The following is a 20,614-nucleotide window of genomic DNA, read 5'->3' as shown; positions in this document are numbered from 1 at the left end:
TTTTCGTCTCGCTACGCGTCGTATCTATTTCTCTAGAGTGAAATATGGGGATTTGGTTATGCCTGCACGTCTCACTGCTTCAAGGTGGCAGTTGGGGCTTATGCTCCAGCGTCTTAGAGAGCGAGCGCGGATTTCTCAAGCGCAAGCAGGTGGCCACATTGGCGTTTCCGACAGCAAGCTAAGCCGCGTCGAACAGGGTGTAGCCGTTCTCGCCCAAGAGCACATTAAAAGCCTGCTGGACATCTACCAGGCAACACCGGAAGAACGCGACGCCGCGTTAGCACTAGGAGTCGCCGCGCGTCAACGCTCTGACTACCAACGGAAAAACAGTCTTCCAGATGTTTTTCAACGGTTTGCCGACCTTGAAGCGAATGCGACTGAGATCTTCGCCTATGAAGCAAGTGTGATACCCGGTCTCTTGCAGTGCTCTGATTACGCGCGCTCGATCATGGAATCAGCCGGTGCCGCATGGTGGCCAGAAGAGCAGCAAGCCACAGCAATTCACGAACGCCTCGCATTTCGACTTGAACGGCAAAACAAGGTGTGGGGGTCCGGCAAGCAGCGCTTGCACTTCGTCATCGGCGAGGCTGCACTCTTGGCGAATACGGGTGGCTCAGTCGTGATGCAGAGACAACTAAGTCACCTGCTGATGATGTCGCATGAGCCCGCCACCACGATTCAGGTGCTGCCACTGTCCGCGCCGAGCAATCCTGTACCGAGCGCCGGATACACGATGTTGAATTTCGGAGATCTTGTTAACCCTGTCGGTATCGTCTATTCGGCTTACGGTCCATCGACTTTCTACATCGACAAGAGCGATACTGAATCTCTGGCACGAGTATTTACCGGCTTAGCGCAGATGGCCTTACCTGCACAGGAAACCCGTACCACGATCACCGCAGCACTAAGCAAGATAGGTAACAATGTCTAGCCCTGCCCCTAGAAACACCTGGTTCAAAAGCGCCCGTAGCACTGGCAATGACCCCGCTTGCGTCCTTGTTAGATACCGTGACGACTCTGTGGATATTCAAGACTCTAAAGACCCGAATGGACCCCGCTTAGTCGTAACACAGGAAACCTGGCAGGACTTTCTTCTGATCGTCACATATCACCGAACCACTGCGACTGCCGGAAGAAACATTAGCGGCAAGATCCCGGTTAGTGCCGAGTTGGATCTCATGGGCGCGCAATGGTTCGGCGTTTGCAACTCATTGGAGTTCGCATTTGTGTTGCATGAATCGACGATGTTTTCCGTTGTGCGCCAAGGTGACAAGCATCTTGTGTTCACGCCTGCGGAGTGGAACGCATTTGTTGGCGGTATCCACGACGGAAATTTCAAACGATCAACTGTGAATGCCTAGGCATCACTGTTAAGTGATGGGGCGTTGAGTGTCCAGGTGACTGCGATTCCTGATGTTGGCATGATCCAGCCGTCGATGCTCACGTCGGCTGATGCGGGCAGTTCGGGGTCGCTGGGGTTGATACGTGGTTCGGTGTCGCTGGCGAAGAAATCAATCAGGCTGAGCCGAGAAATGCCGGTATTGAAGTGGTTGATTTTGAGGGAATAACCACGCGTTGGGACGTCCACAGTGAAATGGAGTGATCCTCCGTCGCGCGGAACGCGGATGCGGTAGGTGTATTCCTCGCGGTGCAACTCGCCGGTTGAGCCAGGGTGCGCCTTACTGGTCGTGGCACGGTAGAGCTGCTCGCCCCGCTTGATCGTGCGGGATATGTGGTAAGACTGTCCGTCGAGTGTGTAATCCAGCACGGCGAAGGTGTCTGGATCGTCGGCGCTGATTCCTTGTGCTGGTGCGACGGTCCAGTAATCGGTGAGCCCGCGGTTGAGGTAGTAGTCGCGGGAATAGCGCTTGGGAGAACATAAGAATGTGCGCTCCACTGGGGGAGCGGTAGTGAAATGCGCGTATTTCACTACCGCTGTCAGCATATCGTCCTCGGTGGGGTTGGTTCTCGTGAGGGTGACCTCAACTGTGGCGTTCTCGCGGTGGATCGGTGACCGATTCATCCAGTCATACAGTCCGCGAAAACGCCCGTGAAATACTGGCGCAAGAACTTTCTTGAACAACTCTATGAGGCGGGTGTCGGCGAGATTGCGTGCGGCGAAGTCACCCAACAAACTCAGGCCACCCATAGTCAATAGCGCTTCAGAGAACGTGTCCGCAATCCTGCCCGCGTCGAGAATGAGCAGGCCGATGCCGGCTGCGATTAGCAGGAGTGAAATAAGGATGAGTCGGGCGCGGTGGAGGCGAAATAGTAACCGTTCTTTGGTGGTGCGTTTACCGCGCGTGCTCATATCGCTGACAATAACGCAACGATTGGGCGATTAAGTTGACTATACAAAAATAGGAAAGCCCCGACGTAAAACGCCGGGGCTTTCCTGGTGCGAGGGGGCTACTTCTTCTTGTTGGGGTCGGTGCTCTCGTGTGTGTTGCCCTGGGTGCCGCCCTGGCCGCCGCCGGGGATGTACACGAGCTACCTCCTGTGACCAGTGCACCCCGCCTCTGTGCGGTGGGGTGCGGTAGGACGCACACTAGTACTTATAAGCCGCCAACAGTCAAGCCGCCAGCGGATCGCCTCTGGTCTCTTGAGCCGGGAGCCGATCGGCTATGTCGCGTGCCAGAGCCCATCTTTGAAGCGGCCCGCATCCTGGGCGAGCGGATCAAAGCTCGCCGCGCGGTGCTCAAGATCAGTCAGGAGAACCTGGACGCGCGAACCGGGGTCCATTTCTCCTACATCGGGCAGGTCGAACGCGGTTTGAGAAACCTGAGCTTGCGGAATCTGCTCCGCCTGGCCGAGGGGTTGGAGATCGACCCCGCCGAGCTGATGAAGGGCTTGCCCGCGCCTCCTCCGGCTCCTCCGGAGGAGGACGCGGACGGTCGACCATTGCGGCGTCCGCGCCGGGGTTGATCGGTGTTGCCGAACCGCTCTAACGGGCTAGGGCCTGATCGGTCGCGCCGATCGGCTTCACCGATCACCACCCGCGCGCGTGCTACACACCGCGTCCCTGTGCGTCTACTCTGGGTGGCGTGGACCGGCTTATAAGTTGCAAAGCGCGCGTCCGGTGAACACCTCCGGCGCGGGTGAGACGATGATCCCGGCGGCGGTCTGGGATGAGCCGTTGATGCGCGAAGCGCTGCGGAAACGGGACGTGGGGAGCGTGTTTCTGCTGCTCAGGCGGCACGGTGTCTCTCAGCGTCGGATCGCCTCGCTGACCGGGCAGAGCCAGTCTGAGGTGTCGGACATCGCCAAGGGTCGTCAGGTGATGGCCTATGACGTCCTGTTGCGGATCGCGCGAGGGTTGGGTGTCCCGGTGGGGTTGATGGGTTTGGCCTATACCCCGGACACTGAGACGAGCGCGGCGTTGTCCGCTGCCCCGATGGCCGCGCGGGAGGTGACCGACACCATGCCCGACCGTAGGGCCGTTCTCGGGATCGCCGCGAAACTCGCTGTCGGCGCGGCCTTGACCAGCGCTGAGTTGACGTTGTTGTCGGTGCCCGCGGTGGCCACCCCCACCCCCGCCCGTGTCGGCCGCTCCGAAGTCCAAGCGCTCCAGCAGTTGACCACCATGCTGTGGGAGCAAGAGAAGCAGCTCGGCGGTAACACCGTGCGCGACGCGGTGGTCGCTCAGTTGGGGTGGGCGCGGTCGCTGCTGCGGTCCACCCATAGCGACGAGATCGGCAGGCAGCTCTACGCCGGGCTGGCGGATCTGCTGAGCCTGGCCGGCTGGGCCTCCCACGATGCCGGGCTCCCCGGTGTCGCCGTGTCCTACCTCGGGCAGTCGATGGCTGCCGCTGGTGAGATCGACGATCCGATGCGCACCGCGCTCGCGCTGGAGCAGACAGCCCGGGTGTATTTGCGGCTGGACTCGCCGAGTGAAGCGCTCAAGATGACTCAGCTGGCCAGTGTGGCGGCCGCTCGAACGACGATCGGGCAGCTCGACGCCTTGGTGCAGTCCACCACTGCCCGCGCGCACGCGGAGATGGGCAGCGTCCGACAGGCTCTCGACGCCCTGAAGGTCGCGCGCGAAGCGCTCACGGCCAGTTCCGCAGTGATCCCCCAGCCGCGCGGCTTCGACGCCGCCGCCCTCGACTCCGAGACAGGGCGTGTGCTAGCCATCGCCGCGACCCATGATCGCGCCCACGCGCCGAAAGCCATCGAAACCCTCAGTGCGTACACCGCCACGACGGACCCGCTACGGATCAAGCGCCGCGCGATCAGCACGAGCCAACTCTCGGCGGTGCTGTTTCGGGCTGGGGAGGCGGGCGAAGCGGTGCTGGCCGGGCAGCGCGCACTCGAGCTCGCGTCCACGGTCAAGTCTCGCAGGGTGGCCGATTATCTCGCCGATGTGCACGGCGAAGCCGTTCGGCTCCCTCGCCACAAGGACGCGGCGGATCTTGCGCGGGACATTGTGGCGGCGACAACAATCCGCCAAGGCTGAGCCGGATTACCGGAATGCGCGACTACCGTTGGTGACCGGGCCGCTTACACGGACGTCGTAAGATCACAGCTTCCTTTCAGGTAACCGCCCCGTGTCCCTACCCGATTGGCCTAATCGGGTTCGCGGTGATCACCGTGGTGCGATGATCACACGCGCGAACGGGTGCACGATTAATCATTAATCCGCTGGGTGAGCAGCGCTGGTCACGGTTGGCCTAATGCTCGCCTGTAACGGTGTTCACCCACGCTGTGACTGTTCGGCGATGCGTGAGGTAAACGGCCATCACCGTGTCGCTTCGTCAGTCTTTGGCGTGGTCGCGTTGAACGGTTGTAGCGAGCGGATTACCGCCATGTCCACACTGGAACGCGGAAGCCGACAGGTTCAGACCAAGGCCACGAGGAAGGGGGCGTCGCGGTGGACTCGGCAACAGTGCTCGGTTCGGCAGTGCTGGACGAGCGGTTACGAAGCGGAGCGGCCAGGCGTGTGGTGCACACGTGCACGGGGTGCTCCTTTTCGGTGACCTCTGGTCGAAATGGCTGCGGTTCGCCTTCGGACCAGATAGGCAGGGGAAAGGTGTATCCTTCTCGCTTTCTGGGACGCGCGTACCGGGCGGCCGCGAGAACGGCGGGCGGCAATGACGCCGCACAATTCCTGATTTCCATTACGGGGAACCACATGTAGGTATGCATAAGGAGCGATATTGACCGGCGATGACACGGCAGACGCTAATGATACCGATGATCGTGTTCGCGAGATCGCGGACCGTCTGGTGATCGTGGAGGCGTACGTGCGCAGTCTCAATCATCGCTTGAAGGCGTTGTCTGATCCCGATGACGATGTAGCTCCTCGAACTCGGTGAGACGTCGGTCAAGTTCTCGAAGGTAGTCCATCGTCGAGTCGAGCCGCTGATGTATCACCGCGAACGGGTCTTCGGGCACTTTGCCGCCGGGCTTGCGCACGACGTAGGTTCCGCTTCCTTGCCAGGAGGTCAGGATTCCTTCGTCGTGTAGCAGTGCCAGGGCGCGCGAGACGGTGGTTTTGGTGGTCTTGTGCGTCTCGGCGAGGTCTCGTATCGAGTAGAACCGCTCGCCTACGGCTACTTCGCCGTTGTCGATCTGCTGGCGAAGGGTGGCCGCGAGCCGCTCATACGGGGGCGGTTCTCTGTCGGTTCCCGTGGCGCGTTGCGGCATGCCTGCAAGCCTATCTGTCCTAGGTCACTTGAAACAAGCGTGGCCCTACCCCTTGACTGTCCTAGGACACTTCTCTATCGTAGGTGTCCTAGGACAGTGAGAGACGGTTTAAGGAGGCGATGCCATGCAGAATCTTCCGCTCAACCTCACGGGGTTTCGGTTGCTGGTGACCGAAGAGCCCGCGGTGAAGATGAAGGACACCCCGACCGGCGAGCGGGTCCCGGTCGTCAATAAGGCCGGTGAGCGCCAGTTCACGGTGGCTGTGTTCGCTAAGCGCCTGCCGGTGCCGGGACAGCCCCAGGACAAGGGCGAGGAATGGCGTATCACGCTGCCGGTCGACCCGGGTGACGGTTTCCCGGTTGACACCCGCGTCGAGCTGCTCGACCCGGTGGTCAACACCTATGAAATGCGTGATGAAAACGGAGTGATCACCCGTACCGGCCAGTGGTACAAGGCCGCCGGACTCAAGCCCGTGATCATCCCCGCACCCGCAAGGCCGAAGGAACGCGCGAGCACCACCACCTAGCCGCACTATCGACGCCCACTTTTCGTTGGGGCGTAGCACTTTTTGCTGCTTGATAAATCCATAGTGGGCCAAACCATGCCAAAAAACGGGCCGCACGGGGTGGTTCTTTGACACTTAAGCGTCAAAGAACCACCCCCGGTCGGCTCGCTACGGATAGCCCCTGCGCCTTACGCGGACGGGCAAACACTCTTGGGATGCAAGGAAAGGAGGTGGCTGAGCGACACGGGTTCTCGACTAGACGGCGTGCCCTCGTGGCACAGATTTGTTGGTAATCAACGTTTTCACTACTGAAGGAGAGGGTTCTGATGGTAGTTCGCATGATAGGTAAGGACTTGATGGTCGCCGAGGTGGGCGCGCACACGGCGGATCGGGTGGACCGGTGGGTGGTGTCGTGGCTGCCTGACCGGGTGCTCGATCTTGACGGCGCGATCACGGCGATGCTGCTGGGCGATATCTACGCCGAAGATCCCCCGGCGCGGTCGTTGCGGTGGCGGCAGGCGCGCGAGTGGGAGCGAGGGTTGGGAGTGGGGACGCGGTATCGCCCGAAACGGTCTCGCCGCTACCGGCAGGGGGGATGCGAGTGATTAGTCGCAACGCACGCACGGATCTGGTGCTTGAGCTGCACGAGATCCGGGATGAGGCCGAGCGGGTGGAAACCCGGATGCACGAGATTGAGAAGGCGGTCGCAGACGCGCACGCCGGTTTGGCGGTACACACCAGGAGCATCAACATCAGTTTGCTGCTGGCGAACCGCAAAATCGCCGCGCTGATCGGATTGTTGCGCGCGGTCCCTACCTCCGATGATCGGCGGTGATCGGTCTCATGTCTGACACTGCACGGAAAATCGCGGAGTTCACCGAGATGTTGCGGATGGTCGCGGGCCTTCTCGCGGGCATGTCCGATCGGCTCGACCGCATGCTGGGCACGGTCATGGACGTCGATGACTCGTTGGCCTCGACGATGAAAGGCAACGTCGTGGACCTCGCCGCGCTCGACGACGCGTTGCGCGGTCTGGCCGATCGGGTCGACGACACCGGCTCGCCCGTGCTCGGTGGCCGCGCTCGATCAGGGCGGAGGTGATCGATGGTGACCAGGACGGCGGTCTTGTCGATCGCCAACGGCCTCCTAACTGAGGCGTCGATTCTGCGCCAGTTAGGCGAAGGGCTCCAGGAACGCAGCCGCGCCCTCCCCGAGTTGGGCATGGCGACCGCACGCAGGACCAACAGCTACGGCGTGGACCTGCTGCTGTTGGCTGATCAGCTGGTCAACCTGGCCGGCTGGGTGGAAGCCGAAACACACCGCCTACCAGTAGAAGGGCGGGTGTGGTGATGCTCGACTACTCAGCGAAAGTGGAACTAGCAGACCTGTATGACGGTCTCGCGCGTGAGATCGGCGGGTTCTCCGACCGGATCGATAGCGCGGTCGTGGTGTTGCTGGCGGTCGATCAGGCGCTTGGCGCTGCCGCGAAAAGCTACGGGATCGACCTGTCCGCCCTGGAACAACAGTTCACCGCGCTTGCGGAGCTGCTGCGGCTGCGACACGCGCAGGCACGCTAGCGAACGGGGGTGATGACGGAATGGACTATCCAACACGGGCAACCTTGCTGACATTCACGAACGATTTCCTTGATATCGCGGCAACCTTGGGCCGCTACGGGCTCCTGGTGGAGAAAAACGCGTTCGTGCTCAAGCAGAACGACGAACCGCTCGGAGCCACGATGACTCAGCGAGCCGGGCAGCTAGTGAGGTTGCAGCGCCAGATCGGCGAGTTGGCGGGCTGGGTCGAGGAAGAAGCACGCCGCCGAACGGAACTCTAAACGGCACGCACTCGACTACCGCGCATATCCCTTACAAGACAACACAAAACCGGGTGACGGTCGCGCGCATCGTCACCCTTCATGAGCTACGGCCTCTGATGCCCCTCGTGGGGTGCGGGGGCCGTTTGTCGTCTGGTGGAAGGAGAACATTTGGATTCTCGATCACCGCGCCGCAAGGGCGCTGAGGTTCGGGCCGCGTTGTGGATAGCGCGGCATCCGGCCATGACCGGCTCTCCCGTTCTTATCGTGGGCTGCGGTCAGGTGGCAGGCTGGCTCGTCACCGCGATCGTGGCCGCTGGCCTGCTGCTCGGGGGTCTCGGTTGGTATCGGGGGCACCCGGAAACGTTCGACCGGTATATCGCTCCCCGGTTGCGGTCGAGCTGGCGGTGCTGGAGCAGCTACATCGGGCCGCGGTGGCGTCGTGCTCTGCTGGCGTGCGAGCTCTCGCGCACCCATCGCCGCACCGGCTACGAACAAACCCCGCGCATCACGCGGGTGTGGTCGTACTCCCCGATGGTCGACACCGTGTGGGCGCGGCTGCTGCCAGGGCAGAGCGTGCGCCATTTCGAGGAGCGGCTACCGGAACTGGCGGAAACCCTTCGCGTGCAGCGGATCGCGGTTGAGCGGATCAAACCGGGAACGGTGGGGTTGGTGATCCAACGGCGAGAGCCGTTCACCGAGATCATCGACGCGCCGCAGATGCCGCCAGAGCCGGGCATGGTGGACCTGGGCAATGTGTATGCCGGGGAAACCGAGTACGCCACGCCGTGGCGGATTCCTGTTCTGGGGCAACATGTGTTCGTTGCGGGCGCGTCCGGGTCGGGCAAGAACTCCATCCCCATGTCGCTACTGCGGGGTATGGCTCCGCTGATCCGCGACGGCTTAGTGCGGTTGTGGACATGCGACCCGAAACGGACCGAGTTTTCCAGGCTCGCCCCGATCTGCTTTCGGTACGGGGCTGAGGTGAGCGACTGCGCCGCGCTGGTGGCCGAATATGTGGAGGTCATGCAGGACAAGCAGCGCGCGTTAAGCGCTGCCGGGAAACGCAAAATCGTTGTGTCGCCGCAGACTCCGGTGGATCTGTTGATCCTGGACGAGCTGGGCGCACTGTTGGCCTACGGGGACCCGGCTTTCACTCGCAGGCTTCGCCGCTCGCTAGAGCTCGTCGGCTCGCAAGGTCGAGCGACCGGAAACCCCATGATCGGCCTGGTACAAGAACCGACCAAGGATATTGTGCCCATCCGGGAGTTGTACACGGTGCGGGTCTCGCTGCGCCTGACGGCGAGCCTGCATGTGGATGCTGTGTTGGGGGAGGGTGCTCGCCTGCGCGGCGCGCTCGCCGATGAAATCCCCAATGTGCCCGAAACAGCGGGAATCGGTTATGTGGTGGGGCAGCGTACCCGGGTGCCGCTGCGGGTACGGGCCGCGTACGTCTCCGACGCCGGCATCGATCAACTAGTCCACTTTGTACAGACCCGCTCCGGTCTGCATGTTCCGGCGTCGATCGAGCGCCCTGATCGACGGGAGTTGATCAGGTGAGGGTCGACGCGCACGCAGTCCTGGGATTCCTGGGGCGCGCTCCCCAGCTGATCACCGACTATCACGACGTTATCCGCACCGTGGACGAACGCGACCAAACCAACCCACGGTTTCGCCATCCCCACCTGGCCGAGCTTGCCGAGCAGGCCGCTCGCGCGCTGGAAGAGGAAGCGGCGTTCTTCCGCGGGCGCGCGGAACGCTGGCGCACCGGACGCTAACGCAGCATCGCCGCTTCATTGCGGGCATGGCCATATGAGGTCATGCCCCGCTCTTTTTCTTTGTGCATCAACGAAGGGAGGTTCCTATGTGGACTCTCGATGACCGAATCTCTCACCGGTTGACCGCACCGGACTATCCACAGTGGCGGGCAAAAGTGCTCGCGGTGGGTGGCTGCGCTCGACCGATCGCACTACGCGGAATCACCCAGATTCGCGACACCGGGACAGGTGTCGTTCTGCACCGTTTCGGCGGTGAGGTGTTCACCGCGTGCGGTAACCGCCGCGACACCGTATGCCCATCCTGCTCAGCCAAGTACGCGCTCGACGCGTTCCATGTGGTGCGCGCCGGACTGGTCGACGCGGCTGCTGTGTCTGCTCGACCGCGCGCGTTTGTCACGCTGACCGCGCCCGGTTTTGGCGCTGTGCATAGCAATCGCGGTGCCTCGACGCGGGGACGGCAAATCCCCTGCAGCTGCGGGCAACACCACCACACCGACGATCCCCGGATTGGGTCGCCGATCGCCCCCGGCACTTACGACTACATCGGTGCCGTGCTGTGGCAGGCACACGCCACCGCGCTATGGCAGCGGTTCACGATCCGGCTCCGCCGCGAACTCGCCCACGCTGCGGGCATCCGAGTACGCGACTTCCCCCATGTGGCAAGGCTTTCCTACGGCAAAGTGGCCGAGTTTCAGCGGCGCGGACTCGTGCATTTTCACGCCGTGATCAGGATCGACGGACCGGACGGGCCAACCACCCCGCCCCCGGCGTGGGCCTGCGATGAGGTGCTAGAGGCTGCTGTCCGCGCCGCTGCGGCGTCGACCACGGTAACCACGGTTCGCCCGGACGGCGTACCGCTGCCGCTGACTTGGGGCACTCAACTCGATATCCGCCGTATCGCCTCCGTCGACAGCGCCACTGTGGAGGATCCTGGAGGCGCGATCAGCGAAGCCCGGCTCGCTGGGTATATCGCGAAGTACGCCACAAAGGGCACCAGTGGCGGCGACACCGCTGATCGGCCTGTCCGCTCGGAAAGCCACATCGACTACCTGCGGGTGTCGCCGCATCATCGGCGGATCATCCGCACCGCCTGGTGGCTGGGGGAACTGCCCCAGTATGCGGGCCTGAACCTTCGCCGCTGGTCCCACATGTTGGGGTTTCGCGGCCACTTCCTCACCAAATCTCGCCGCTATAGCACCACCTTTAGCGCGATCCGCGACCGGCGACGCGCCTACCGCCTAGCCGAAACCCTGACACGCCTTGGGTTTTCCGGGGGCGTCGAGTCAGTAGCCGTGGTCAACAACTGGCGTTTTGTGATCGCGGGCTACCGCGACGACGCAGAAACCGTTCTCGCCGCAGCTATCGCCACGCGGATACGAGACACCCAAAAACCCCGAACCGAAAGGAGGGATACCACGTGAGCCGAACACTGTGGACAGTGCGAGACGTCAGTGACTACCTCGGCGTCTCGATCAAAACCTTGTACCAGTGGAAATGGCAGCGCACAGGACCACCCGTCCACAAGATCGGCCGACACCTGCGCTACGACCCGGTCGAGGTGCGCGAATGGTTCGACGAGAACCGCGCGTTCATCGACACCATCCACTAAACACATTGCCACGAAGGGAAACACGCCATGGGGCATGTTCATGACCGCTGGCTACGACCAGCGAAAGACCCCGCAACCGGAGAACCGGTACTCACCGACTCCGGCAAACCGATACTGGAGAGGACCGTGCTCTACGGTAAGGGGTTGCGCTACCGCGTCCGCTACCTCGACCCCAACGGGGATGAGAGGTCAAAGTCGTTTGCTGATCGGCAAAAGAAGATGGCCGATGACTTTCTGATCGCGGTGGAGTCCAGCAAACGGGAAGGAAAGTACGTCGACCCGAAAGCGGGTCAGGTCCCGTTCACGCCGGTCGCGCTGCGGTGGAAGGCCGCGCAAACCTGCGACTACACCTCACTCGAACTCATGGACCGGGACCTACGAAACCATGTCATCCCGGAGTTCGAGCGGCACATGATCGGATCGGTCAAACCGTCGCACGTGCAAACCTGGCTGCGCACACTTCAGGATGCGGGCGTGAGCGCGAGTTGCCGCGTCCGCTACTTCGCCTACCTGGTGTCCATTATGGAATTCGCCAAGGAAGACAAGATGATCCTCGATAACCCCTGCTACGCCAAAAGCGTCAAACGCCCGCGCCGCGACCGCACCCCGGTTCGGGTGTGGCCGGTCGAACGGTCCCACGCCGTACGCGCGGCACTACCCGACCGCTTCCGGCCCTTGGTCGACATCCCGGTCGGGTTGGGCCTGCGGCAAGGCGAAGTGCTCGGGTTCTCGCTCGATGACGACGTGGACCGAGAGCGGGGCGTCGCTTCCATCGCGCGACAGATCCGAATGGTGCGCGGCAAGCTGGTGTTCGCTCTACCCAAGGGCGGCAAGGTTCGCGAGGTGCCGATCTCGGCAACCCTCCTGCAAGGGCTCGACGAGTACGCTGAGAGGTTCCCCTCGGTCGCGGTCACGCTGCCGTGGCGACACCCGGACGGCCCACCGGTCACTGTCAATCTCCTGCTCGTGACCAAGCGTGGTCAGGCGGTTCACCGCACGTGGTGCCGCAACCGGGTGTGGGTTCCGGCACTACGGCGAGCGGGCATCACGAACCCGACCCCGGCTGACGGGATGCACGCCCTCCGGCACCTGTACGCGTCGATCCTGCTCGACGCGGGCGAGTCCATCAAAGCCCTCGCTAGCCACCTCGGGCACACCGACGCAGGGTTCACCCTCCGGGTCTACACCCACCTGTTACCGGGCAGTCACCAACGCACCCGCAGCGCCTTGGATAGCTATTTCACCGCAATCCCCGGCACCGACACCGGCAACCAGGCAGCATGACCAGCCAAAGGCCGCTAGTACGCCGATACGGCCTACACGCGGCCTACCACGAGCAAACAGGCCCAAAACACCAGGTCAGAGCACAGGCGCGACTACAGAAGGGACCTTTGCTATCGCCTTCCCCGGCGGGAGCGATAGCAAAGGTCCCTTGCTCTCTTTTCGCAGGTCAGAGGTGGGTCAGTCGTGGAAGGAGTGCTCCGGTGCCGGGAACTCGCCTCGCCGGACGTCCTCCGCGAACGCTGACGCGGCCTCGGCCAGCACGCCCGCCAGATCCGCGTATTTCTTCACGAACCGAGGCGTCTTGCCGCGCCGAAGCCCGGCCATGTCCTGCCAGACGAGCACCTGTGCGTCGCAGTCCGGTCCCGCGCCGATGCCGACGGTCGGGATCTTCAGCTCGTGCGTGATCCGCTTCGCCGCCTCGGCGGGCACCATCTCCATGACGACCGCGAAGGCGCCGGCCTCCTCCAGGGCGAGCGCGTCGGCGAGCAGCGCGTCGGCCGCTTCGCCGCGTCCCTGGACTCGGTAGCCGCCCAGATTGTGTTCACTCTGGGGGGTGAATCCGATATGTCCCATCACGGGGACCCCGGCCGACGTCAGTGCCTCGACGTGGGGCGCGAACTTTCGCCCGCCTTCGAGTTTCACCGCGTGCGCGCGGCCTTCCTTCATGAACCGCACCGACGTCTCCAGCGCCTGCTGCGGCGAAAGCTGGTACGAGCCGAACGGCAGATCGGCCACGACCAGCGCCCGCTTCACCGAGCGGGTCACCGCCCGGACCAGGGGGAGCAGCTCGTCCACGGTCACCGGGAGTGACGTGTCGTAGCCGAAAACGTTGTTCGCCGCGGAATCCCCGACGAGCAGCACGGGAATGCCCACCTCGTCGAACAGTGCGGCGGTGTACATGTCGTAGGCGGTGAGCATCGGCCAGGTTTCGCCGCGCTCCTTCATGTCGCGAAGGTGATGTACGCGGACCTTTTTCCCGGGCGCGGCCTGAGGCGTCGCGCCGGTCCCGTACGGTGCGGCGAGTTCGCCGGAATCCTTCTCGGTGGCAGACATCTTTGTCGACCGTCCTTCCCTCGAGGCCTCGAAGAGGTCCCCGGGTCGTGGAGCTGAACAGTTCAAAGCCTGACACGCGGGGATGGGGCCCCCAAGGTCCTGCGACCAGCTTCACACCGCAGGGTCACGCCTGCGGGCGACAAGATTCACGACCAGAGGATGATGATCGTTGACAACCACACGGGGTTGTGTGACGTCAAGTAAGGCAGCACCTGTGAGTACCGCGAAAGGCCAGTATGGGAAACCCAGCGAGCCGTGTCTCGCCGTGGAAGGCGAGGGCGGGCGGCATCATCGCCACCCTCGTGCAGCTCGCGGCCGTGTTCTCGGTGATCCTCCTCCTCGCCGGCGGTGTGAAGGGCCGGGTACTCAAGACCGGTGACGTCGCGTTCTCCGCGCTGAGCATCCCGACGAACGCGAGCCTCGTGATCGTCCTGCTGCTCGTGGTCCTCGGCGCCGCGCTCCGTCGTCGCAAACGCGCCGCCCTCTACACGCTGCTGTTGTTCCAGGTCGGCGGCCTCGCGATCACGCTGGCGTGGCAGGCCGCGCTGCTGTGGTGGCCGGGGCTGCTGGAGCTGGGACCCCGCCAGGTCCGGCACATCCCGCACCAGGTGTGGGCGCTGACCATCGCCGATCTGATCTCGATCGGGATGATCGCGTTCCTCTGGATCCTGCGCCCCGCGTTCCCGGCCCGCCTCGCGCCCGGCGCTTGGCGCGACGGCCTCACTGTGCTGTTCGGTGGCCTGGCCGCGGTCATCCTCGTCGGCTGGGGCCTGAGCGAGGCCTTCCCGGGCCGTCTCGCCGACACGTGGGAGCGGTTCGCCTGGGTCGTCAACCACACCACCGGCGAGAACATCCAGCTACGCCGGGTCGGCATCGGCGAAGGGCCCGCGTGGCTCGATCTGCTGCTCGACCTCAGCGCGACCGCGGTCGCGACAGCCGCGCTGTACACGCTTTTCCGCGGCGTCCGCAGCCGGCGGTTGAGGACAGACGAAGAAGAACTACGCGTACGCCGCCTTCTCGCCGAACACGGCGAAGACGACTCTTTGGGCTATTTCGCCACCCGGCGTGAGAAGAGCGTCGTCTTCTCGCCGAACGGCCGTGCCGCCGTGGCCTACCGTGTGCTCGCGGGTACCAGCGTCGCGAGTGCCGACCCCATCGGGGATCCCGACGCCTGGCCGGACGCGGTCCGCGCATGGCTCAACGAAGCCCGCACCTACGGCTGGACTCCCGGAGTGCTCGGAGCGAGCGAACGCGGGGCGAAGGTGTACGCCGACGCGGGCCTGCGTGCACTGGAAATCGGGGACGAAGCGGTACTCGATGTCCGCGACTTCAGCCTCGCCGGGCCCGAACGCCGATCGGTCCGCCAGGCGGTCAAGCGGATCGAACGGGCCGGGTACACCACGAAAGTCCGGCGCCACAGCGAGATCCCGGCCGACGAGATGGCGCGGTTGCTACTGCAGGCGCAGCAGTGGCGCGGTGCGGAGACCGAGCGTGGGTTCTCGATGGCGCTCGGCAGGCTCGGTGATCCGAGTGACGGCCGCAGCGTGATGGTGGAGGCGTACGACGCTCAAGGCGATCTGCGCGGCATGCTGTCGTTCGTCCCGTGGGGCCGCCGAGGGTTGTCGCTGGACCTGATGCGGCGCGACCGCGACGCCGAAAACGGCCTCAACGAGTACATGATCGCCGAGGTCGTCGCGGCGAGCTCACACCTTGGCGCACAACGGATTTCGCTGAACTTCGCGATGTTCCGCGCGGTCTTCTCCGAAGGCGAGCGGATCGGTGCGGGCCCGGTGCTGCGCGCGTGGCGCGGCGTCCTCAGCATGGCGTCGCGGTTCTTCCAGCTGGAATCGCTTTACCGGTCAAACGCCAAGTACGGACCCGACTGGGAACCGCGTTTCCTGTGCTATTCCTCGGCTCGACGGCTTCCGAGGGTCGGTATCGTCGCCGGCGCGCTCGAAGGGTTCGTCCCGACCGGCCGGTCGGGACGGGCGCTGAAACTGGAGACGGTCACCGACGAATTCGTCGCCGAGGTCCACCGGATCGAAGCGAACGCGGCCACCCCCGCGCCGAAACAGGTGCGGCGGCCCGAACAGGTCCGGGTCCGGATGGCGAAGCTGGATCGCTTGCGTGAAGCCGGAATCGACCCCTATCCGGTCGGTTTCGCCCGGGAGGACCTGCTCGGGGACGTGGTCGCCAAGTTCGGCGACCTGAACCCCGACAGCCACACCGGCCACCGGGTCCGCGTCGCGGGCCGGGTGCTCGCGATGCGCGACCTCGGCGGGCTCTGTTTCGCGCGGGTCAAGGACTTCAGCGGTGAGATCCAGTTGATGCTCGATGCCTCCGTGCTCGACGTCGGCGGCTGGCTGCGGGGCGTCGACCTCGGCGACCATGTCGGCGTGAGCGGGCAGGTCGTGACGTCGCGGCGCGGTGAGCTTTCCGTGCTCGTCGACGAATGGACGGTTACGGCGAAGAGCCTGCATCCGTTGCCGGACAAGCGAAAGGGCCTCACCGACCCGGAGACGCGGGTGCGGCAGCGCTATCTCGACCTCGCGGTCAACCCGGATTCGACGGCGATGCTGCGGATGCGGTCGGCCGTGGTGCGCGCGGTGCGGGAACGGCTGCACCAGGGCGACTACCTCGAAGTCGAGACGCCGATGCTGCAGACCGTGCACGGCGGCGCCAACGCCCGCCCGTTCGTCACCCATATCAACGCCTACGACATGCGGATGTACCTGCGGATCGCGCCGGAGCTCTACCTGAAACGGCTGTGCGTGGCCGGGGTCGAGCGGGTTTTCGAGCTGAACCGGAACTTCCGCAACGAAGGCGTCGACGCGACGCACAATCCCGAATTCACCATGCTCGAGGCGTATCAGGCGTATGCCGACTACAACACGATGCGGACGTTGACCCGGGAGCTTGTCCAGCACGCCGCGGAGGTCGCGTACGGCGCGCAGGTGGTTCGCCGTCCGGGCCCGGACGGGAAGATCGTCGAATACGACATCTCCGGCGACTGGCCGGTGATCCCGGTCCACGAAGCCGTTTCGGCGGCGCTCGGGGAGAAGATCGACGCGGGCACCTCGGTCGCCGAACTCCAGCGATTGTGCCGGGCCGCGGGGGTGCCGGTGAACGAGGAGGCCGGGCACGGCGATCTCGTCCTGAAGGCGCACGAGCACCTCGTCGAGGGCGCGACCGTGCTGCCGACGTTCTACACCGACTACCCGACCGACGTTTCGCCGCTCACCAGGGAGCACCGCGTGGATCCGCGGCTGGCCGAGCGGTGGGACCTGATCGCGTTCGGCTCCGAAGTCGGTACGGCCTACACCGAGCTGACCGACCCGCTCGAACAGCGGCGCCGGTTGGAGGCCCAGTCGCTGCGCGCGGCGAGCGGGGACGTCGAGGCGATGGAACTGGACGAGGACTTCCTGCTCGCGCTCGAACACGGCATGCCGCCGACCGGCGGGCTCGGCATCGGCATCGACCGGCTGCTGATGATGCTGACCGGGGCTTCGATCCGGCAGACCGTGCTGTTCCCGTTCGTCCGGCCGCAGGGGTAGCAAGGGACCTTTGCTATCGCCGGGAGGCGGTGATCGGCACCCGCTTGTACCCGGACACGAAGTTCGACGTGATCCGCTCCGGCTTGCCGGCCGGGGCGAAATCGTGGAACCGGCTCAGCAGTTCCTCGAACAGGATCCGGATGCTCATCCGCGCCACGCTGTGCCCGACGCAGTAGTGCGGCCCGATGCCGAACGCGAGGTGCTTGTTCGGCTTGCGCCGGATGTCGAAGGTGTCGGCGTTCGGGAACTGCTCCTCGTCGCGGTTGGCCGAACCGAGCCAGACCACCACCGCGTCGCCGGCGGCGATCTTCGTGTCGCGCAGGACGACGTCCTGGGTGGCGTACCGCAGCATGTGGTTGACCGGCGAAGACCAGCGCAAGGCCTCTTCGACTGCGGTCTGCCCGGTTTCGGGGTGCCGCGTCCAGTCCTCGAGCACGCCACTCTCGATGAATTCCGCGAACACGAAGTTCGGCGCGTGCGGCGTGGTGACGTTCGCGCCGAGCAGGAGGCTGTAGCAGTTGGCCACGATCTCGCTCGGTGACATGTGCCTGCCCTCGAACTCGGTCGAGATCAGCACGCTGAGCAGGTCGTCGCTGAGGTGGTCGCGCCGGTACGAGACCAGATCCTGGAAGTAGACGAACAGTTCCCGGTGCGCGCTGGCCAGCGTCGCGTCCTTGCCGTCCGCGATCTGGAACTCCGGATCGTCGGCGGCGACGCAGGCGCTGGTGAGCTTCGTCAGCCACGGCCAGTCCTCTTCGGGCAGGCCGATCATCCGCCCGGTGACCGCCATCGGCATGGTCATCATGGCTTCCGCGAAATCGAAGACACCGCCGTCACCGAGCGGGGCGATGAGACCCAGTACCAGTTCCCGGACCATGTCGCGCTGCTTGTCCACGGCACGGACCGCGAGCGCCTTCTTCAGCCGCGCCTGCATGATCGTGTGCCGTGGCGGATCGGTGACCACGAGCTGCTTGCCGCCAGCCGGATCGTCCATGCCCAGCAGTTCGAGCATGGTGCCGCGTTCGGAGGTGAAGAGTTCCGTGGTGCGCATGACGAAGTCGGTGTCGGCGAACTTCACCACCGACCAGAAGCCGCGTTCGGCGTCGACCTGGTGCCAGGTCAGCTGGTCCTGTTCGCGGAGTTCACGCCAGATGGAATGCGCGTCGCCGTCGGCGTACAGGAAAGGGTCGACCAGGTCGGCGCCGCTGAAATGCACCGGACAACCCCCGGTGGTGTCCTCGACCGTCATGCGCGCGTTCCCTTCATTTCGCGGCGGACCGCCATAGATTTATTGCACCCGAATGGCATAGCGGCCAGATACGCTGAACACCCCAGTGGCCACTGCGCCCAATGGACTAACGAATACGGGAGCGGCGGGCTCGTCGTCTCCACTTTCATTGCGGCACAACGTATCCACGCCCATTCGGGCAGGCATCGTTGCTTCTTCCCCAGATGTCGGCCGAGTCAAGCACGCCTGTTCGAGCAGTGTCAAGGGTGTCCGATTCACTGCTTTAGTAGTTCAGCTGTGAGATGTCCACGAATGGACGAGTTGACAGTCGCGGCGGTGCCCTCGTAGCGTCGTGATGGCAAATGGGGGTTCGATTTCTGGGGGGAATTCAGCCACCGCGTTAATTCGATTACGTCTTTTCGCTGGGCATTTATTCTTTCCGTTAACGCTGTTCACCTACCGGGGGAAGCGGCAGAGGTATGCCATCAGAATCGGCCAGTGTCTGGCATGTCGCCACGCCCACTCAGCAGGGCATTTGGATCGTCGACCGGATCGATCGGCTGCGTCCGACGTACCTGATTCCGTCGGTCATCGAGTTCACCGGGCCGATCGACCACGTCGCGCTGGCGAACGCCGTCAGCCGGGCCTTGGCGCGGCATCCCGCGCTGCGATCGCGATTCCGGCTCGAGACCACGCACCGCCGCGTCGAGTACCGGACCGACGCCGAGCCCGCGGAGGCCGGCTTCCTCGACGCCGTCGAAGAGGACTGGACCACTGACGAGCTGAAGCGGCTCGTCGAGGTGCTCTGCTACACACCCTTCGACCTCGGCGACGAACCGCCGGCGCGAGCGGAGCTCATCCGCGTCGGACCGGACACCACGTTGTTCGTCCTGACCGTGCACCACATCGTCTTCGACGCCACGTCACGGAAACTGCTGCTCGACGAGATCGGCCTGCGCTACCGCGGTGCGCTGAGCGGCGAAGAAGTCGTGCTGCCGGAACCGATCCATCCCGCGCAGGTCCAGGTGCCGAGCCCGGAGGGCGAACTGGCACCCCGGATCGCGGACGCCGTCGAACGCCTGCGGGGCGCGCCGACCACGGTCGAGCTGCCCTACGACCGGCGTCCGGACGCCGACCTCTCCATGATCGGTGCCGACGCCCGTACCGCCTTCGACGAACAGGTCACCGCGCGGGTGCTGGCGGCGTCGGCCGAAGCGGGCTGCACCGCGTTCATGACCGGCGTCGCGATCCTCGCCGCGACACTCGCCCGCCGTGGCGGGCAGCGCGACTTCCTGTTCTCGGTGGTCTGGCCAGGGCGCGACGACCCCGTCTCCGCCGGTGTCGTCGGGATGTTCATGTCCACCCTCGTCCTGCGGATCCGCCTCGACGAGACGACGACGTGGCGCGAACTCCTGCGCGAAGCGAGGAATTCCGGCATGGAGACGTTCATCGACGCCGATGTCCCGCTGGACGCGCTCGCCGCCGAACTGGACGACGAGCGCGACGTCGGCAGGCTGCCGTTGACCCCGGTGCTGGTGAACCTCGCCGAGGTACCCGCCCCGTTCGACCTCGCGCCCGGTGTCGTCGGCCGCTTCCGGCCGCTGGAACCCCAGTACAGCAAGTGGGATCTCGCGCTTTTCGTGCATGTCGCGGACGGATCCCGCTTGGAGCTCACCCTCGACTACCCCGCCGATCTTTTCACCGACGAAACGATCGACGGCCTGCTTTCCGATCTGCGACGCGGTGTCGCGGATCTCGCCCGATCCCCGGAGGAACCCGTGCTCAAGCCCGCCACCGAAACCCTCGACCTTGCCGACCCGGCCGTGCGCCTGGACCTCGTGCGCGGCGTCTGGAGCGAGGTGCTCGACAACAAGGAGTTCGGCGACGACATCAGCTTCTTCGACGCCGGAGGCGATTCGCTGCGCCTCGTGGTGCTGGTGGAGAAGCTGCGCGAAGTGTCCGGCCGGATGGTGAAGACGGTCGACCTGTTCCGCGCCGGCACCGTCCGCGGTCATGCCGATCTGTTGGTCAACGCGGAGAAGAAGCAGGCGGGGGGAACGCGCGGGAGCCGTGAGCGGCTGCTCGGAGCCGTCCGCGAACGGCGCGCGGTCGAACCCCAGGCCTGACCCTCCGTACGCCAG

Annotated in this window: 22 protein-coding genes; 18 read left to right on the top strand and 4 right to left on the bottom strand. The window is 64.4% G+C overall.

From position 1 onward, the window contains the following. Positions 1-100: 100 nt before the first annotated feature. Positions 101-931, top strand: coding sequence for a helix-turn-helix domain-containing protein (locus ACZ7KI_RS35400; protein ID WP_470277378.1), 831 nt, complete (start codon positions 101-103; stop codon positions 929-931). After that, positions 924-1,361 carry a DUF397 domain-containing protein gene (locus ACZ7KI_RS35395; protein ID WP_470277377.1) on the top strand — a complete coding sequence of 146 codons (438 nt, stop codon included), beginning with the start codon at positions 924-926 and terminating at the stop codon, positions 1,359-1,361. The genes ACZ7KI_RS35400 and ACZ7KI_RS35395 overlap by 8 nt, the downstream gene beginning before the upstream one ends. Here the strand turns inward: ACZ7KI_RS35395 and ACZ7KI_RS35390 are convergent. Then, the gene (locus ACZ7KI_RS35390; protein WP_470277376.1) at positions 1,358-2,311 is read right to left on the bottom strand and encodes a hypothetical protein; all 954 of its coding nucleotides are present in this window, start codon (positions 2,309-2,311) and stop codon (positions 1,358-1,360) included. The two genes, ACZ7KI_RS35395 and ACZ7KI_RS35390, sit on opposite strands and share 4 nt — an antisense overlap. A 320-nt stretch (positions 2,312-2,631) precedes the next feature. On the opposite strand from ACZ7KI_RS35390, the gene ACZ7KI_RS35385 reads away from it, so the two are divergent. Together ACZ7KI_RS35385 and ACZ7KI_RS35380 are read left to right on the top strand one after the other, a co-directional pair. Continuing rightward, positions 2,632-2,925 carry a helix-turn-helix domain-containing protein gene (locus ACZ7KI_RS35385; RefSeq protein WP_470277375.1) on the top strand — a complete coding sequence of 98 codons (294 nt, stop codon included), beginning with the start codon at positions 2,632-2,634 and terminating at the stop codon, positions 2,923-2,925. Between the two features lie 154 nt (positions 2,926-3,079). Beyond that, positions 3,080-4,456: a helix-turn-helix domain-containing protein gene (locus ACZ7KI_RS35380; protein ID WP_470277374.1), complete on the top strand. Its 1,377-nt coding sequence runs from the start codon at positions 3,080-3,082 to the stop codon at positions 4,454-4,456. A gap of 797 nt (positions 4,457-5,253) precedes the next feature. Here ACZ7KI_RS35380 and ACZ7KI_RS35375 read toward each other — a convergent pair. Next, positions 5,254-5,646 (bottom strand): winged helix-turn-helix domain-containing protein, encoded by a 393-nt coding sequence (locus tag ACZ7KI_RS35375; RefSeq protein ID WP_470277373.1) that lies wholly within the window; start codon positions 5,644-5,646, stop codon positions 5,254-5,256. A gap of 166 nt (positions 5,647-5,812) precedes the next feature. On the opposite strand from ACZ7KI_RS35375, the gene ACZ7KI_RS35370 reads away from it, so the two are divergent. The 12 genes from ACZ7KI_RS35370 to ACZ7KI_RS35315 all read left to right on the top strand — a co-directional run bounded on the left by ACZ7KI_RS35370 (position 5,813) and on the right by ACZ7KI_RS35315 (position 12,638). After that, positions 5,813-6,172: a hypothetical protein gene (locus ACZ7KI_RS35370; protein ID WP_470277372.1), complete on the top strand. Its 360-nt coding sequence runs from the start codon at positions 5,813-5,815 to the stop codon at positions 6,170-6,172. A gap of 317 nt (positions 6,173-6,489) precedes the next feature. Then, entirely contained in the window at positions 6,490-6,756 is a 267-nt protein-coding gene (locus ACZ7KI_RS35365; RefSeq protein ID WP_470277371.1) for a hypothetical protein, read from the top strand. Between the two features lie 26 nt (positions 6,757-6,782). Beyond that, a complete protein-coding gene (locus ACZ7KI_RS35360) occupies positions 6,783-6,986 on the top strand; it encodes a hypothetical protein (protein WP_470277370.1) in 204 nt (67 codons plus the stop codon). Between the two features lie 8 nt (positions 6,987-6,994). Further along, positions 6,995-7,252, top strand: a complete 258-nt coding sequence (locus ACZ7KI_RS35355; RefSeq protein WP_470277369.1) for a hypothetical protein — start codon at positions 6,995-6,997, stop codon at positions 7,250-7,252. 3 nt (positions 7,253-7,255) lie between these two features. Continuing rightward, a complete protein-coding gene (locus ACZ7KI_RS35350) occupies positions 7,256-7,501 on the top strand; it encodes a hypothetical protein (RefSeq protein WP_470277368.1) in 246 nt (81 codons plus the stop codon). Continuing rightward, a complete protein-coding gene (locus ACZ7KI_RS35345; RefSeq protein ID WP_470277367.1) occupies positions 7,495-7,728 on the top strand; it encodes a hypothetical protein in 234 nt (77 codons plus the stop codon). The genes ACZ7KI_RS35350 and ACZ7KI_RS35345 overlap by 7 nt, the downstream gene beginning before the upstream one ends. Before the next feature lie 20 nt (positions 7,729-7,748). After that, positions 7,749-7,988: a hypothetical protein gene (locus ACZ7KI_RS35340; protein ID WP_470277366.1), complete on the top strand. Its 240-nt coding sequence runs from the start codon at positions 7,749-7,751 to the stop codon at positions 7,986-7,988. A 222-nt stretch (positions 7,989-8,210) separates the two neighbouring features. After that, positions 8,211-9,527, top strand: coding sequence for an FtsK/SpoIIIE domain-containing protein (locus ACZ7KI_RS35335; RefSeq protein ID WP_470277365.1), 1,317 nt, complete (start codon positions 8,211-8,213; stop codon positions 9,525-9,527). Next, the gene (locus ACZ7KI_RS35330; protein WP_470277364.1) at positions 9,524-9,745 is read left to right on the top strand and encodes a hypothetical protein; all 222 of its coding nucleotides are present in this window, start codon (positions 9,524-9,526) and stop codon (positions 9,743-9,745) included. Before ACZ7KI_RS35335 ends, ACZ7KI_RS35330 begins: the two co-directional genes overlap by 4 nt. An 86-nt stretch (positions 9,746-9,831) precedes the next feature. Next, positions 9,832-11,166 (top strand): replication initiator, encoded by a 1,335-nt coding sequence (locus ACZ7KI_RS35325; RefSeq protein ID WP_470277363.1) that lies wholly within the window; start codon positions 9,832-9,834, stop codon positions 11,164-11,166. Then, complete coding sequence (locus tag ACZ7KI_RS35320) at positions 11,163-11,354, top strand: helix-turn-helix domain-containing protein (protein WP_470277362.1); 192 nt, start codon at positions 11,163-11,165, stop codon at positions 11,352-11,354. The genes ACZ7KI_RS35325 and ACZ7KI_RS35320 overlap by 4 nt, the downstream gene beginning before the upstream one ends. Positions 11,355-11,480: 126 nt before the next feature. After that, positions 11,481-12,638: a tyrosine-type recombinase/integrase gene (locus ACZ7KI_RS35315; protein ID WP_470277361.1), complete on the top strand. Its 1,158-nt coding sequence runs from the start codon at positions 11,481-11,483 to the stop codon at positions 12,636-12,638. Between the two features lie 177 nt (positions 12,639-12,815). Here the strand turns inward: ACZ7KI_RS35315 and panB are convergent, their stop codons facing one another. Further along, a complete protein-coding gene (gene panB, locus ACZ7KI_RS35310; protein WP_470277360.1) occupies positions 12,816-13,691 on the bottom strand; it encodes a 3-methyl-2-oxobutanoate hydroxymethyltransferase in 876 nt (291 codons plus the stop codon). A 236-nt stretch (positions 13,692-13,927) separates the two neighbouring features. Between panB and lysX the strand changes: the two genes are divergently transcribed. Beyond that, positions 13,928-17,245, top strand: a complete 3,318-nt coding sequence (lysX, locus tag ACZ7KI_RS35305; protein ID WP_470277359.1) for a bifunctional lysylphosphatidylglycerol synthetase/lysine--tRNA ligase LysX — start codon at positions 13,928-13,930, stop codon at positions 17,243-17,245. A 13-nt stretch (positions 17,246-17,258) separates the two neighbouring features. On the opposite strand, the gene ACZ7KI_RS35300 is transcribed toward lysX, so the two are convergent. Further along, on the bottom strand, positions 17,259-18,494 hold the full coding sequence (locus ACZ7KI_RS35300; protein WP_470277358.1) for a cytochrome P450: 1,236 nt from the start codon (positions 18,492-18,494) through the stop codon (positions 17,259-17,261). A gap of 458 nt (positions 18,495-18,952) precedes the next feature. On the opposite strand from ACZ7KI_RS35300, the gene ACZ7KI_RS35295 reads away from it, so the two are divergent. Then, entirely contained in the window at positions 18,953-20,599 is a 1,647-nt protein-coding gene (locus tag ACZ7KI_RS35295) for a condensation domain-containing protein (protein WP_470277357.1), read from the top strand. Positions 20,600-20,614: the final 15 nt, after the last annotated feature.

This window comes from Amycolatopsis sp. NPDC039088 (assembly GCF_055598845.1).
Note: the sequence above shows the minus strand (reverse complement) of the source record. Positions and strands in the feature narration are given on the sequence as shown.

Excerpts from the sequence above, each read along its gene's own strand:
- ACZ7KI_RS35340 (WP_470277366.1), top strand. The coding sequence starts at position 7,749 with ATGGACTATCCAACACGGGCAACCTTGCTGACATTCACGAACGATTTC.
- ACZ7KI_RS35375 (WP_470277373.1), bottom strand. The coding sequence starts at position 5,646 with ATGCCGCAACGCGCCACGGGAACCGACAGAGAACCGCCCCCGTATGAG.
- ACZ7KI_RS35325 (WP_470277363.1), top strand. The coding sequence starts at position 9,832 with ATGTGGACTCTCGATGACCGAATCTCTCACCGGTTGACCGCACCGGAC.
- ACZ7KI_RS35365 (WP_470277371.1), top strand. The coding sequence starts at position 6,490 with ATGATAGGTAAGGACTTGATGGTCGCCGAGGTGGGCGCGCACACGGCG.
- panB (WP_470277360.1), bottom strand. The coding sequence starts at position 13,691 with ATGTCTGCCACCGAGAAGGATTCCGGCGAACTCGCCGCACCGTACGGG.
- ACZ7KI_RS35355 (WP_470277369.1), top strand. The coding sequence starts at position 6,995 with ATGTCTGACACTGCACGGAAAATCGCGGAGTTCACCGAGATGTTGCGG.
- ACZ7KI_RS35400 (WP_470277378.1), top strand. The coding sequence starts at position 101 with ATGCTCCAGCGTCTTAGAGAGCGAGCGCGGATTTCTCAAGCGCAAGCA.
- ACZ7KI_RS35395 (WP_470277377.1), top strand. The coding sequence starts at position 924 with ATGTCTAGCCCTGCCCCTAGAAACACCTGGTTCAAAAGCGCCCGTAGC.
- ACZ7KI_RS35335 (WP_470277365.1), top strand. The coding sequence starts at position 8,211 with ATGACCGGCTCTCCCGTTCTTATCGTGGGCTGCGGTCAGGTGGCAGGC.
- ACZ7KI_RS35295 (WP_470277357.1), top strand. The coding sequence starts at position 18,953 with ATGCCATCAGAATCGGCCAGTGTCTGGCATGTCGCCACGCCCACTCAG.
- ACZ7KI_RS35350 (WP_470277368.1), top strand. The coding sequence starts at position 7,256 with ATGGTGACCAGGACGGCGGTCTTGTCGATCGCCAACGGCCTCCTAACT.
- lysX (WP_470277359.1), top strand. The coding sequence starts at position 13,928 with ATGGGAAACCCAGCGAGCCGTGTCTCGCCGTGGAAGGCGAGGGCGGGC.
- ACZ7KI_RS35300 (WP_470277358.1), bottom strand. The coding sequence starts at position 18,494 with ATGACGGTCGAGGACACCACCGGGGGTTGTCCGGTGCATTTCAGCGGC.
- ACZ7KI_RS35390 (WP_470277376.1), bottom strand. The coding sequence starts at position 2,311 with ATGAGCACGCGCGGTAAACGCACCACCAAAGAACGGTTACTATTTCGC.